The following is a 13,362-nucleotide window of genomic DNA, read 5'->3' as shown; positions in this document are numbered from 1 at the left end:
CGTCCGCAAACGCGACAGCGTCGCCGAAAACACAGGCTGATCCGCCAACTCGCGCGGATCAGCCTCAATCCCAAGCACACCGAACATGACCGCGTCCGCACGCAAATGTCGATCATGTGCGTCAAAATGCGCGCTTACGATCGACCCCCTGCCGGGTTGAGCAGATACACTTTCGGAGATTCAGATCGTCCCGCACCTTCAAGGAGTTGAAGTTTCGGAAAGCTATGACTGGAACTTATGCCCACACCGTGCCATCTTTATCCTGAAAGCCAGCCTCGATCCGCCTGTCCGGCCGCAACCCGCCAGCGCCCATATTGTCATGGCGGTGGCAGCCACGGTCAGGCGTGCAGCCAGGCGCAGGGGGTAAATGCGAGATCGAAGGCGTTCAGATAGACTTGGCGGCCGATCAAGGGGGTTGCTGCTGTGCCAAAGAGTAGCGGAACGCCGGGAACCCGAATCCCTTCGACCTCGATCTCGGTGTCCTGTGCTTTGTAGACAGTGACGGTTCCCCCACCCGCGACACCGATCCTGACCTGCTGGCCACGTGCCGCGTGGATGGACTGGAGAATGCTATCGTCGAGGAGAGAGACATCGCATCCGGAATCGATCAAGCCGAATTCCCGGCGGGAAGCCACGCCGGTCCGGGTATTGATTATCCGGAACCACACGTAGGCGCGGGTGCTGACACCGGAACGGACACCCGTCGGTCCGGGCTGACCATATGGGAGTTGCGTTGCAAACGTGAGCTGGGGCATCAGGCAAGCACTCGGCTATCGGCAAAGGCAATCACGCAGAGTCGCTTGGGGTCCTCCCGCTCCAACCACTCCAACATGGCCGCGTTTTCGGGATGGTTGAAAACAACCTGCTCATCACGAACAGCCAGCCAGCGCTGTGGATAGTCCCGATGAAACGCTTCTGAGCCCAACTTCGCCCGAAGCCATTCAGTGTCGCTAGCCAAGCTCATGATGGTCCTGGATCATTTGGCTTTTCTGGCGCGTTTTCCGCCAGTAATCGGCGGTTCGGCTTCGTCCGATGGCGTCTGATTTGCCATAAATGCCACCACGTTCGTGCCATCCTGGCCGATTGGGCCGAAAGTCAGCTTGATGGTGCTGACGCGCTCACCTTTGCCTTTTGCCGATATATCAAGGAGCCAGACCTTGAGACCGCCGCTCGCTTCGGCGCTCACAGTGACGGCCAGCGTCAGCTCGCAGCCACTCAGAGAAATTACAGGATCATTTTTGGGCGCCTCATCGCGCGCCTTCCGGATTTCGTGCGCGGTGCGAGTGATCAGGTCAGCGAGCTCAATACCTTCGGGAGCAGCCATGACGTCTTCTCCTTGCCACCACAGGAACCTATCGCTCAAATCCATTTTTATTTCAGCACAAAATTGCGCTGTTGGCCCGAGAATTTTGGCGCGCCGGTAGGTGAGGCGAAGGCAGACCATCTACGGCGCGTGCTTCCTGTCCTCCGCCACCCGTTGCTCTATTCTATATCTGATAATGTCCTTTATCAGATATCGATGAAATTCAAGGGGCCGACCGATTGCCGAGTTCAGCAAGCAGATCCTCAATCGCTTGTCGAAGCCGGGGCAAATCCTCCTGAGTCGTGCGCCATACGATCCCTTGGTCCACCGTCGCATAGCCATGGATCAGCAGGTTCCGAAACGCCACAGCATTTGCCAGGTCGGGAACCCTGGCGGCTATGGCGGGTGCCGTCTTTGCCAATCGATTCAATGCCTCGCCGATGATCTCGAAATGCCGTTCGACCGCAGCATTCAGCATGTCATCAGCAAGATAGTCGTCAAAAGATCGTCCCGCGATAAACCGCAAGATCGCATCGGCACTTTCGCGTACATCCCATAGAAAGCTGCGCGGATCACGCTCCATGCAGCGTCACACGCGACCGGGCAATAGCGGCCTGCAGAAACGGATTGCGGATCGCCCCGGCGACGGTCAAATCAATCTCGCGGCCTAGCAAGGCCGCCAAGGCATCCCGCAGAGCGAGGAAGTCGCGCAATGCCGGTGGTGCATGTTCTGGCTCGAACTCCACCAGAAAGTCGATGTCGGATTTCTCGGTGAAATCGTTTCCTCGGGCCGCAGAACCAAATAGGTCCAGGCGCCGGACGTGAAAGCGCCGGCTCAATTCTTCGAGTTCGTTGCGGTGGGCGGTTATGGCCGCAATCATGATCCAGTGAGCCTCGAAATCGTGCTATGGCTGACGTTGTAGCTCCGGGCGATTTCCCGCACAGCCTCACCAGCCTCACGCCGGTGTAACGCCTCCTGGCGTTGGTGATGGGTAAGCTTCGGCTTTCGCCCCATGCGCACGCCTCGCGCCTTCGCCCTATCGCGCCCTTCGCCGGTTCTGGCCCGGATCAGCTCCCGTTCAAACTCGGCCAATCCACCCAGGACGGTCAGCATGAGCCGGCCGTGCGGTGTCGTAGTATCGGCCCAGGCATCATTGAGCGATCGGAAGCCGGCCTTCATGTCTGCAATCGTTGCCAGCGTGTTGAGCAGGTCGCGAGTGGAGCGCGCCAGGCGATCGAGCCGGGTTACCACCAGGGTGTCGCCGGCTTCGAGCTGGACGATTGCCTTGTGCAGATAGACCCGATCGGTCCTTGCGCCGCTGGCGGTCTCCTTGAACACCTTTTCACACCCAGCGGCCCGCAGCTGACTCACTTGGGCGGCGACGCTCTGGCCATCGGTGGAGACCCGTGCATACCCGTAAATCATGGCCTAACTATGCACCAGAGTTATGCACCAGAAAAGGCCGCTTCACGCCTACGAGGGGATAGCGGTGCGAAATTCGTGAAAAAAGCACCACGCCCGGTCGAATGCGCTGTGGTGGGACACCTTGAAGCGCCAAGAACTCTGCACATATTTCTTCTCATTATCGAGGAGCAAGAGTAGTAAAAGGAGAAAAGAAGAAAATGGCAGATTTTCGCATGATAGAAGTGGATTTCGACGTACACAGGTGCATCGAAAACGAGCGACACGGGTTCTACGAAAGCCCGAATGACGCGCTCCGGCGGCTTCTAAGACTCGGAGAGCCGAAATCCGCCTCGGCAATGGCGCCCCCTTCGTCCCCACCGAGCCGGGCGAGCTGGAACGACCAAGGGGTAACGCTTCCGCATGGGACTCCGGTCCAAATGCGATACAACCGGCGCACTTATGAGGGACAAATTGTCGATGGCTCGTGGGTAATCGGGGATCGGAGATTCGACTCCCCGTCGGGTGCGGCTAGTGGCATTGCTGTCACCAAGAAAGGGAAGAAGACGCGCCTAGACGGCTGGATTTACTGGCAGGTTAAGCTGCCTGGCGAGGACAGTTGGAAACCCCTCGAAAGCCTGCGCCCAAAAATTACACTTGAACAACTAGGTTTCACAACTGAACAACTAGGTTTCACAACTGGTGGGCCATAGCACAGAAGCGATGGTTGCCTCAGCGCAAGAATTACAGGAGCCCTGATCATGGCGAGGAACATCATGCCGACGGGGTACAGAATCGACAGCATTCCAAGGCGGGTTGTTTGCCTGATCTGTAGCAGCGTGGCAGCAAAAACTCTCGATGAGCACCCCACTGCCCCCGGTGCGGGGGCAGCTACTGCCAAACCTGCATGAGCAAGGATGAGCCGATGTTGCGGTGCGCGGGCGACGGTGTCGCTGACTGGGGTGCAGACACGAAAGTGAATTTTATGGACGCTAGACATGAACGAGGCAGGAACATTTGTCCGTTTTCTCGTCCGAAAACCGGCTTGTCCCGTATCTCGCCTCCCGCCGTGGTTGCCGGACACTTTTGAACTTGTCCGATAAATCCTCGTTTCCCGGACAAGCGTACGTAAACGCTACTTCCGTGTCGGGACCCCTCGTAGCCCAAAGCACCGCCATTCCGGTCTTTTCCAGTCTCTCACCCCCCTGCCCTGTCCCATCTCTCGCTGCCCGACATTTCTGCACCCCTTGGGGTGCAATCGTGGCACTAGTGCCATTGATGGAAAATCTGGGGTATGCTTGCCGGCATGAGCAAGCAATCGATGACCTCACTACGGGAGCGCCGAGCCGCGCTTGGCCTGGTTCAGATAAACCTCTGGATCGAGCCAAAAGCCAAGATGAGCAAACTTAGGCGTTGAAAGCGCTACTATGCCTGCAGCGCCAAATTGGGCGTTGCTCAACGTGGAGAACCGCAATGGGCCGTTTTAATGCTTCCCCGTCGCCTTTTAGCCAAGGTAGCACCAGGAATCCGTACAAGCTTGGTTTCAGCTTTTCGAACGAAGACCCCTCATCTTTCGGCAAAAATTCCTGGTCGCGTAATGTCGCTAGGCAAAATCTGCGTCTTGCTGGGCAGTGTGAATCGATAAATCCGCAAATGTTTGGATATATGCTCTCAGTTTTGGAACTAAGCGTGAAAGAGGTAGCGAGGATTTTCCAGGTCAAAAGCGCAACGGTGCGCTGGTGGCGCAATGGGAAGGCCGATATCCCATTAGAGGTTGCTCTGGTACTCGGAATGCTCCGACTACAAGCTCTTCAAAACCTTGAAAGCCGGTCGTTGATCCCGGATTAAGATGTGATAATTGCACTAGTGCCATTAGTGAAAAATCTGGGGTAAGCTTGCCGGCATGAGCAAGCAATCGATGACCTCGCTACGGGAGCGCCGGGCTGAGCTTGGCTTGGTTCAGATGAACCTCTGGATCAGGGAGGAGGACCGGGCGGCGTTCACCGCGGCGGTGGAGCCGTTCAGGGAGCGGGCGGGGGAGATCGACCCGGCGCAGCGGCCCGGCAGGAAGCGCCAGGAGGCCGCCAGGGCATCGCCCCAGAAGCTTGCAGAGCGGCGATCGGCACCGGGACCGGCGATCACCGTGCCTTGTCGGCTGATCTTCCCCACCAAGCCGCCCGCTCACATCCGCAACGCGATGAAGGACGAGGGGTGGGGGTACGACAAGCTGTCCGGCGTTTGGAGCACCGACCGGGGATGGCTGGCCGAACGCTGGATCGAGGAGTTGACCCGCGACTGGTACGCCCGGATCATCTGACCGCGCCGCCCCCAACCTGACACCCGATTCATGCAATAGCACTAGTGCTAAAACCCCGAGAAGTGCGCGTTTATACATTGCTTCGCAATGTGCACGGCAGGGGTTCCCCCTGCACCCCTTTAGTGTGTGTGAGGCTGTTTGTGGCGATCTATCATGCCAGCGTGAAAGTTGTCGGGCGTGGTGGTGGTCGATCATCGGTTGCGGCGTCGGCGTATCGTTCGGGCGAATGCCTGACGAACGAGCGCGACGGCAACACGCACGATTACACCAAAAAGCAAGGCGTGGTTCATCGGGAGATGATGGCTCCCGAGAACGCGCCCGTCTGGATGCGTGATCGCTCGAAATTGTGGAACGGCGTCGAGGCGGCGGAAAAGCGGAAAGACGCGCAGCTATTCCGCGATGTTGAGGTTGCTCTTCCCCGCGAGCTTTCGCGGGAAGAGCAAATCAACCTTGTGCGGAACTTCGTGAAAGAGCGATGCGTTGACCACGGGATGGTGGCCGACATCGCTATTCACGAGCCGCGCGCCAGCGACGGCGATAAGCAGCCTCACGCCCACATCATGCTGACCATGCGCCACATCGAGGGCGAGGGTTTTGGCAACAAGGCGCGGGAGTGGAACCCGGATTTTGCCACCAAGGACGGGAAGGGGTTCGTGAAGGACAAAAGCCCGCTGGTGGATCTGCGCGAGGGTTGGGCCGAGCACACCAACCGGGCGTTGGAGCGCGCCCACATCCCGGAGCGGGTTGACCACCGGAACTTGACCGCTCAGCGCGAGGCGGCGCTTGAGGTCTCGCAGGATCAGGCGCGGCCCGAGCCGGAGCGCCTGGTGGCGGAGAGACGCGCTCAGGACCTGGACCGCGAGCCGCAGCCCAAGCTGGGGGCGGCAGCCGCGATGGAACGGAGGGGCGTCAAGACTGACCGCGGTGACCAAATGCGGGCCGTGCAGGGCAGGAACGAGGAGCGGCGAGGGGTGTGGCAGCAGGTGCGCGAGTGGGGTGCTCAGGCGTTCGACAAGGCCCGCGATTTGGCTGCGGAGCTTCGGGAGAGGCTGGCCGGCGCCGATCTGTCTGGCTTGAGAACCGCCAACCTCAGCGCGGCTCTGGCCGGTGCAGACCTGTCGGGGTTGCGGCAGGCCAACCAAGCCGCAGAGCGCGCCAAGCAGCCCACAATGGCGCGGCGACCCACAAAGGAGGCTGTTGTCTCACGGCAGCCTAGCCGTACACCGAGCAAAGGCCGGGATGGGCCAGAGATGGACCTTTAGGCCAGAGACCGAGCTGGGTGCGGGGCAGGTTAAAATAGCCTGTCCCTAAACGACCGTATTCGGACGGGTGATTTTAACCTGCCCAAAAACTAGGTTTTGAATGTTAAGAACTGGTGATTCTATTGAGCATGGTTTTTGGACAAGACGGTCCTTGCCGGATCATAGGTTGGCGTGGTGCGAAAATTAAACCAATCGAGCCAGAGGGGAGGCAGAGAATTTATTTATGGCAAGCCAAATTTATTCATTATTATTTTCCAAACGTGGAAATAGCACCGGTCAAAAGTAGCTCATCATATGTAGAATTCAGCGAATTTGGTTCTGGTGTAAAAGTTAATAGACCATCATCAAACAAAAAATCATACCTAAGTCTGTGTTTTTTGTGTTGATCACTAATTATTTGTATTGTGTTATAAGTGTCTTCTGTTATTGGAATTCCAAAATTCTTTAGTTCATCTAAAAGACCTATTAAATTGTGACGTAAAGTTGAGTTTTTCAGTTTAGATTTTGGAAAATTTCTTTTCAACAGAGCACATTTTAATAGAAGTTCTAATGCGTGAGATATCATATAATAATAAGGTATTGCCTTTCTGTTTCCAGAAATTCTAATTTTGTTTGAGATAAAATCTTTTGCTAAAACGTCAGCGCTTATTTTAAAATAAGTTGCTGTCATACGATATGTAGCGGCGATGCCGATGTTATCGTATTCAACTTCCATGGGATGATAAATACTCCTAGTGCCAGAATCGCTCATTATGGAAAGTGGGCGGAAGGATAGGGGAAGTCGCCGGATAGTCGTAAAGCCAGGGCCGCGCCGGCGGCAGAATAGAAGCGGCGCGGCGACTGGTTAAAACCCATCTGCAGGGCCACGCCAGGCCGCCGCGAATACTTGCACGAGAGGTCAGCGGCGATCACGGAATGCCCCCGAAACGTCATGCCGCCGATGGTATCGAGCGAGGGCGATGGGTTTGGTCGCCACGACCGGCGAGCAGGCCGGCGATCGAGATATCCTCGTTCAGTCCTTCCCAATGGAGCCCCCGTGAACTGATGCGGCATGCCAGACGCTGTTCCGGTGCCGCGCGAAACAGCCGCGGGAACCAGGCCAACGGGACGCCGAGAACCCGACCATCATCCAGAGTGACCCACATCGAGTCCTCGTCGAACCGCACGTCGCGGGCTCTAGGCGAAGAATTCATCCCACACTCCCATGATCCGCTGCCGGTTGGCCTCGATCACCGCGATCAGGCGGCCGAGGGTCTTGGCGTTGAAGCCATCATTGTAGGCCACCGAGACCTCGGGATGCAGCCAGAATTTCGCTTCCACATCGTCTTTCTCGACGTGAACATGGACCGGCTCTCGGGGATCACCCTCATTGGCGTAGAAGAAGAACCGAAATCCCTCATGGCGGAAAACTACCGGCATTCAGGAAGCAGCAGCTCATTTGGGGTGCCGCAGGATTGAAACCACCAGCTGACCGCCTCGTGAGAAACCATCCGGCCCGCAGTGACATCGGCCTCGGTTTCGGCCATGGCACCGGCTTCTTCGGCGTCATCCGCCGGATCGAAGATTGAAGAGGCAGGCTTGGCTATCATTCGGTCAATTCCTCAATACCGGAGTCTTTGCTCGCCTAGGGCCGAAGTCAAGCAGAACCTTGCCCGGATGATGGTCTGCCGGCTGGTCCCGAGCTCGCGGGCGAGAGCGGAAACGGAGACGCCGGCATCGAGCCGGGCGGCAACCTGCCGTTTCTGATCCTCGCTCAGGCTTGCTGGACGACCCAGCTTCTTGCCGGTGCTGCGCGCCCGGCTCAGGCCGGCCTGGGTGCGTTCCACCAGAAGATCGCGTTCGAATTCGGCGACGGCCGCGATGACTTGCATGGTCATCCGCCCGGCCGAGCTGGTCAGATCGACCCCGCCCAGGGCGAGGCAATGGACCCGGACGCCGAGCGCGGCGAGGGCATCGACGGTGGTGCGGACATCCATGGCGTTGCGCCCCAAGCGGTCGAGCTTGGTGACGACCAGCACGTCAACGGCTTCCAGGCGATCGAGCAGTTTGCGGAAGGCTGGGCGCTGCATCGCCGGCGCGCTGCCGGAGATGGTTTCGGTGATGACGCGGGAGGGCTGGACGGCGAAGCCGGCGGCCTTGACCTCGGCGACTTGGTTTTCGGTCGCCTGACCGGCGGTCGAGACGCGGGCGTAGAGGAAGGTGCGGGCCATGGTTGCGCGAATACGTCCGAAAAGGGTGTGCTATAGTCTCCTATGCGCAAAACCATGTCAACCCCATATTTTGGACAGATAAAATCGACCTGTCCGTAAACGATCGATTTTGAGCATCCTGCACCATTATGTGTGAAGGGGCGGATAGTGCACCGCGCGTGTCGCAGTTTATGATGCGAGTGGTTTCCCGTGTGCGACAAATATGCGCGATGGCAAAACCCCTTTGTGGTCCATGGGGCTACGTGATGCCGCGTGATCTACGACAAGTGCGACAACCTCTGTCTCGGTTGGGGGGAAAGCGGACTGCCGGCTTTGGGGTGAGATTTTACCTAACAGGCCGCTGAAAAACCCTCGCTTGTGAGGTCGGATCGTGATTCGCTGAGCCTCCCTGACCTGCTACAATTTCCGCTCGACCAAAGACCGCCAGACGACAAAACCCCACCTCGCGCGTGCGAGGTGGGGCGGTGTCATTTTGTGTTCTCAGTATTGCCGGCGCCGAACAGGCCGTTGTCGAGGGCCAGTTTGTGATCGAGCAGCCGCTCGGCAAGTTCCTGGGTCACGGCCTCAAGTGTCACGAGATCGGCCACGATCCGGCGTTCGGTGTCGGGGCTGGCTCCCTGTTCATCGCGCTGCTGGATGCTGGCGCGAACCAGATCCACCGTTTCGGAGACCAGCGCGAAGGCCTGGTCGATTTCGTGCATAGTACGAACCACAGTAAACTTGGCGTGGACGTCGGCGCGCAGCGCTTCGATGAGGGTGCGTTTAGTCATGGTCATTTCCTTTCGGATGATCCACCGCAGGACGCGCCGAGCCATGGAAGGTGATCCGGCGGGCGCAGATCGGAAACCGCCGCACGAACCGATCGTGCGGACGCCGGGCGATGGATTGTCGGGATCTGCCCGAACAATATAGCAAAAATATCGTTTATTTACAATAGATTATTTGAACTCAAGCCAATGTTTCGGCGCTATATCCCTCTCCTCCTGCCCCCCCCCGCGTTTTCCCACGCTCCGAGCAACCGTTGAGCCCGCAGGCGCATCGTCTCGCGCTCCTGCTCGAACAGACCGCCGGCAAAGCGGGCGGCATGACGCTGATCGGCGCGCCGATAGTGCCGGGACACGACCTCTTCCGAGACGCCAAGGATTGCGGCCGCCAGTCCGGGTCGGCCCGGCGCGGCATCCGCAAGCGCCGTGGGTAGCCCGCGTCGAGTGCTATGTGGTCCGATGGTGGTGCCGAACTCTCGCGCCGTCAGGCGGCGGAACATACCTTCGATCCCGCGCAGCCGGAACCGCGTGCCGTCGGCGTTCAGCCAGAACCAGCCGGCATCGGGGGTATCGGCCATTTCCGGGTGGACGACATCAAGATAGTAGCGGAACAACCGGTGAAGATGCTCCGGCAGAACGCATTCGAGGCTGCGGCCGTTCTTGACCTCATGGTGCGCAAATTTGAGCCAGATCTGATCGCCTTGATCGATGACGTGCTGGCCGATTTGCATGATCGCCAGGTTGCCGATCCGGATCGGGAACACCGCCAGCAGCCCGAAAATCAGGCCGTTGCGCACGTCACGCCGGGCGGCCTCGTATCGCGCCGTGAGTGGTCCGTTCCCGCCACCTTCTTGCAGGATCGACCGACCGCGTTCAATCAGCGTCATACCAAGCTTCGTCATCTCTCGGGGATCTGGAATATGTTTTTCGACGAATTGCTGCGGGTATATGTCGTTGATCGACACACCGCCCGGACGGGTCAGCCAATCAAGCTCGACCGCTGGTTCCATGATCCTCAGCGCCACGCGCAGGTCAAACAGCCGGACTTTGATCGAGTTCGGCAGGTTGCCGCGGGTGGTCAGCATCTCGACGAAGACGGCGACATTCGGCGGCGTGACCAGTTCGGCCGGTCGCCGCGAGACCATGTCAACCCCTGACTGGTTCAAAACCGCTAGGAATGCGCCGTAGCCGCGCGCGGCGTTACGGATCGACATCGGCCGAAGGGCATCGGCGTGTTTTGGCTTGGCGAGGCGGCTGCCCTTCGGTGCGGTGCCGGTCTCCCAAAGGGCCCGATGTTCATCCGGCCATTCTGCGAGCTTCAGGACCAGGCCCGGCTTCGCCACCGTCCTCGCGTCGTTGCCTGACCGCCGACGAGTGCGTGAGGACTGTGCATGAGTGCCCTTCTTTTCCACGGTCATCGCTGGGGCTCCCTTGACGGGGCCACCGGGCTTGTTGGTGTCTGGCGCCGCCGGCTGCGCAGCCGCTGCTGCGCGGCGACAGCGCGGGCGAGCGACGGCCGTGACTCGACGCGGTCGAGTTCGAGCAGTCTGGCCGCTTCACGCACCGCGAAGATCATTTCTAAACCGCAATAATATTGCATCGTAGTCTTCGACGACGCGTGACCGAGCACCCGCGAGACCAGTTCATATGCGCCAGGCTGTCGTTTCAGGATCCGATAGGCAGTCAAGTGGCGCACCAGGCGCAGATTGAAATCGACGCCGATTTCCTGCTCGACGCGTTTCGCCAGTTCGTTGGCGAACTCGCCTTTTTCTCGCGGCTTGCCATCAAGGCCGGGAAACAAAAACCGATTGTTGGCGCCGGCAAGGATCGGCAGGAATTCCCGTTCAAACCGGTCGATCATTCCGGTGAGACGGGGCGAAAACTCCCAGACGATGCCGCGGCGGCGCGTCTTCGTCGCCGCAGCCGGGATGTCAAGGCCGGTGACCCGCCCGGTTTGCCGGTCGCGAACAAGATGGCGATCGCAATGCAGCCCGATCAGGTTGCGCCGCCGCAGCGGCACCGCCAGCGCGATCTCGAGGGCGACGGCATACATCGCCTGAAGCGCCGCCCGATAGGGATCGAGGCCGAGCTCCGGCAACCGGCTGATCCAACTCTCAGGAAGATAAAGAAGTGCTGCAGTTACATCCGGATTATTGAGGGCCCGCAGCTTGCGCGCCACGCTTTCGTTCATCTCGCCCTGCGCCGGGGGGCGAACCGCGGCGCGAAGATCAAGAATCGTCATGATCTCGTCCTCTGGCAGCCGGGCATGGTAGACCGCGATGATCCGCAGCAATCCGGAAATACCGGCGACGTGGGTGCTCGTCGGCTCCCAGCCTTCCGGATGATCGGGGAGTGTGCCAAGACGGATTTTCAGCCGGTCGAGATGGAATTGCAAAATTGCTTTTGGTCGTTCGGGTGGCGTCACCAGATCACGAAGTCCGGTGAAAGACTCACGAGGAATCCCTGTATCGATCAGCGCTGCGACCGCCGCCCGAATCTGCATCCGGCGATAAACGATCGTTTCTGGACTGACCGCGCGGGAGCGCCGGAACGATTGAGCATTCCCGATGCCATTACCTGTCGCTGCACGAATAACCGCTTCATTGCGAAACGGATTGGATCGGTCCGTGCCTTTCAGACCTTTTAGGAAGTTTTCTACATCCGCCTGAAAAATCGTCGGCATCTGCTCGATCGGCACCGTATAGTGATCGCGCATCCGCGGCCGCCGCAATTCGACCTCTGGCCAGCCAGGAACGTTTTGCCGTGCCCACAGCCAGTTGGACGCCGTCCGGCGAATGATAGCCGGAATGTTCTCGGTGAGAGTTTCCGTGCGCAGCCACGTCTCGAAGCGCTCCAGGAGTTCGGCCGTTACCGCGTCTGGTTCTATGACGGCCAGGGTGAGGAAGCGCAGGAACCGCACGATCCCGATCCGCCGCTCGTGGGTGGGCAATGCGGCATGCAGCGCCGACCATTCCGGCGCGAGAACATTGCGCCGCGGTCCGGCGTCGGCGTGGTGCCCGAGACGAATTAGAATCTGCCGCAACGCGCTGATAATATTTGTGAAATTCGAGTTGTTCAAACCATGGAAGGCCGGCGGCTTCACCCAGAGGACAGTGTTCAGGTAATTGCACGACCAGCAGTCGATCCCGGCAGGCGGCGGCCGTTCGGCTTCGACCCGTCGGATGATCCGCTCTGCAGTCGCGAAGGCCGATGCCCAGTTCCGACGCCGCGAGGCGGGAACGTCGGCCCAGGTTCCGATGGCGACCTTGATCGCGGCAATATCGAGCGAAACTGTTTGAAGAGTCTGCACCGCGTCCGCGACGCCAGCGAAACCAGCGGCGGCCGGCCTGAAGCCGGTACCAAGATTGAGACTGGCTGTTAGGCCGCCCGCCGGGGGCTCGGAATCGTTTTTTGATGGGTTGATCGCGGGTGTGATGGACATGGCTGGCTCCGAACATGCGGTCTGGCAATACGCGGCAAAGAGCGGCAAATCATGAATAGGATCGCTTGTCAATCTACTCAACTGCGCGTTAGTTCTATTCATGATCATTGTCCAATATGCTGATTTGACACGAGTTATTCTGATCGTCCAGCACAGATCCGACTGCCGCCGTGATCAGCCGATCAATGGCTTCTGACGGGACGAACGGCGTCCGCCCGATCCGCACCGACGGTAACCTCCCTTCCGCAATCCACCATCGCACCGTCCGCCGCAAACGGCCGAACACTTCTGCCACCGCGTCCAAAGGCATCAAGCGACGGTCCAGTTCCGAGGGTGAAGAGAGCGACGGGCAGCAATTCTCGGCACCGCCACCAGAAGGGGTCGCCGTTGCGGCAGAAGTAGCAGAAAAAATTTTCAGCTCGGGCATGTTGACCTCCGTGATGCGAGGCGTTCTAGGCATGCCATTTCGGTCGCCGCAGCAACGAAAATAAACTGTCAACCGAAAAATCGATTCCGCGACAGGTTAGGGTGTGTCGTCATTTGACCGGGGGGATTCCGGCGCGACCGTTTTCCTGATTCATAGCAGATCAGCATTCCGAAAGGCTGATTGATGGGGCGTTATGGGCTGAGGGCTGACCAATGGGAGCGGATTGCGCATCTTT

General features: G+C 58.9%; 17 protein-coding genes. 2 read left to right on the top strand and 15 right to left on the bottom strand.

From position 1 onward, the window contains the following. Nucleotides 1-338 precede the first annotated feature (338 nt). The 6 genes from AiwAL_RS18400 to AiwAL_RS18375 all read right to left on the bottom strand — a co-directional run bounded on the left by AiwAL_RS18400 (nucleotide 339) and on the right by AiwAL_RS18375 (nucleotide 2,729). Complete coding sequence (locus tag AiwAL_RS18400; protein ID WP_235705848.1) at nucleotides 339-755, bottom strand: aspartyl protease family protein; 417 nt, start codon at nucleotides 753-755, stop codon at nucleotides 339-341. Then, nucleotides 755-964, bottom strand: a complete 210-nt coding sequence (locus AiwAL_RS18395; protein WP_235705847.1) for a hypothetical protein — start codon at nucleotides 962-964, stop codon at nucleotides 755-757. Before AiwAL_RS18395 ends, AiwAL_RS18400 begins: the two co-directional genes overlap by 1 nt. Nucleotides 965-976: 12 nt before the next feature. Beyond that, on the bottom strand, nucleotides 977-1,444 hold the full coding sequence (locus AiwAL_RS18390) for a trypco2 family protein (RefSeq protein WP_262313288.1): 468 nt from the start codon (nucleotides 1,442-1,444) through the stop codon (nucleotides 977-979). 82 nt (nucleotides 1,445-1,526) lie between these two features. Continuing rightward, nucleotides 1,527-1,886: a DUF86 domain-containing protein gene (locus AiwAL_RS18385; protein ID WP_235705845.1), complete on the bottom strand. Its 360-nt coding sequence runs from the start codon at nucleotides 1,884-1,886 to the stop codon at nucleotides 1,527-1,529. Beyond that, nucleotides 1,876-2,184: a nucleotidyltransferase family protein gene (locus tag AiwAL_RS18380; protein WP_235705844.1), complete on the bottom strand. Its 309-nt coding sequence runs from the start codon at nucleotides 2,182-2,184 to the stop codon at nucleotides 1,876-1,878. The genes AiwAL_RS18385 and AiwAL_RS18380 overlap by 11 nt, the downstream gene beginning before the upstream one ends. Then, nucleotides 2,181-2,729, bottom strand: coding sequence for a recombinase family protein (locus tag AiwAL_RS18375; RefSeq protein WP_235705843.1), 549 nt, complete (start codon nucleotides 2,727-2,729; stop codon nucleotides 2,181-2,183). The genes AiwAL_RS18380 and AiwAL_RS18375 overlap by 4 nt, the downstream gene beginning before the upstream one ends. Nucleotides 2,730-4,608: 1,879 nt before the next feature. Here AiwAL_RS18375 and AiwAL_RS18370 point away from each other — a divergent pair. Both AiwAL_RS18370 and mobQ read left to right on the top strand, forming a co-directional pair. Further along, nucleotides 4,609-5,022 carry a hypothetical protein gene (locus AiwAL_RS18370; protein ID WP_262313287.1) on the top strand — a complete coding sequence of 138 codons (414 nt, stop codon included), beginning with the start codon at nucleotides 4,609-4,611 and terminating at the stop codon, nucleotides 5,020-5,022. A gap of 140 nt (nucleotides 5,023-5,162) precedes the next feature. Continuing rightward, complete coding sequence (gene mobQ, locus AiwAL_RS18365) at nucleotides 5,163-6,284, top strand: MobQ family relaxase (protein ID WP_262313286.1); 1,122 nt, start codon at nucleotides 5,163-5,165, stop codon at nucleotides 6,282-6,284. A 247-nt stretch (nucleotides 6,285-6,531) separates the two neighbouring features. Here the strand turns inward: mobQ and AiwAL_RS18360 are convergent, their stop codons facing one another. The 9 genes from AiwAL_RS18360 to AiwAL_RS18320 form a co-directional block, all read right to left on the bottom strand. Beyond that, on the bottom strand, nucleotides 6,532-6,999 hold the full coding sequence (locus tag AiwAL_RS18360; protein ID WP_262313285.1) for a hypothetical protein: 468 nt from the start codon (nucleotides 6,997-6,999) through the stop codon (nucleotides 6,532-6,534). Nucleotides 7,000-7,213: 214 nt separating this feature from the next. Further along, on the bottom strand, nucleotides 7,214-7,477 hold the full coding sequence (locus AiwAL_RS18355; RefSeq protein WP_262313284.1) for a DUF2442 domain-containing protein: 264 nt from the start codon (nucleotides 7,475-7,477) through the stop codon (nucleotides 7,214-7,216). After that, the gene (locus tag AiwAL_RS18350; protein ID WP_262313283.1) at nucleotides 7,461-7,703 is read right to left on the bottom strand and encodes a DUF4160 domain-containing protein; all 243 of its coding nucleotides are present in this window, start codon (nucleotides 7,701-7,703) and stop codon (nucleotides 7,461-7,463) included. Before AiwAL_RS18350 ends, AiwAL_RS18355 begins: the two co-directional genes overlap by 17 nt. Further along, nucleotides 7,694-7,873, bottom strand: a complete 180-nt coding sequence (locus AiwAL_RS18345; protein ID WP_235705840.1) for a CopG family transcriptional regulator — start codon at nucleotides 7,871-7,873, stop codon at nucleotides 7,694-7,696. The genes AiwAL_RS18350 and AiwAL_RS18345 overlap by 10 nt, the downstream gene beginning before the upstream one ends. A gap of 12 nt (nucleotides 7,874-7,885) precedes the next feature. Beyond that, nucleotides 7,886-8,494 carry a recombinase family protein gene (locus AiwAL_RS18340; RefSeq protein ID WP_262313282.1) on the bottom strand — a complete coding sequence of 203 codons (609 nt, stop codon included), beginning with the start codon at nucleotides 8,492-8,494 and terminating at the stop codon, nucleotides 7,886-7,888. A gap of 467 nt (nucleotides 8,495-8,961) precedes the next feature. Then, the gene (locus tag AiwAL_RS18335; RefSeq protein ID WP_235705838.1) at nucleotides 8,962-9,264 is read right to left on the bottom strand and encodes a hypothetical protein; all 303 of its coding nucleotides are present in this window, start codon (nucleotides 9,262-9,264) and stop codon (nucleotides 8,962-8,964) included. Between the two features lie 197 nt (nucleotides 9,265-9,461). Further along, entirely contained in the window at nucleotides 9,462-10,676 is a 1,215-nt protein-coding gene (locus AiwAL_RS18330; RefSeq protein ID WP_262313281.1) for a hypothetical protein, read from the bottom strand. Further along, a complete protein-coding gene (locus AiwAL_RS18325; RefSeq protein ID WP_262313280.1) occupies nucleotides 10,673-12,700 on the bottom strand; it encodes a hypothetical protein in 2,028 nt (675 codons plus the stop codon). Before AiwAL_RS18325 ends, AiwAL_RS18330 begins: the two co-directional genes overlap by 4 nt. Nucleotides 12,701-12,794: 94 nt before the next feature. Continuing rightward, complete coding sequence (locus AiwAL_RS18320; protein ID WP_262313279.1) at nucleotides 12,795-13,127, bottom strand: AlpA family transcriptional regulator; 333 nt, start codon at nucleotides 13,125-13,127, stop codon at nucleotides 12,795-12,797. Nucleotides 13,128-13,362 lie beyond the last annotated feature (235 nt).

Source organism: Acidiphilium sp. AL, from assembly GCF_025499445.1.
Lineage (GTDB): Bacteria > Pseudomonadota > Alphaproteobacteria > Acetobacterales > Acetobacteraceae > Acidiphilium > Acidiphilium iwatense.
This window is presented reverse-complemented; position numbering and strand designations above follow the sequence as displayed.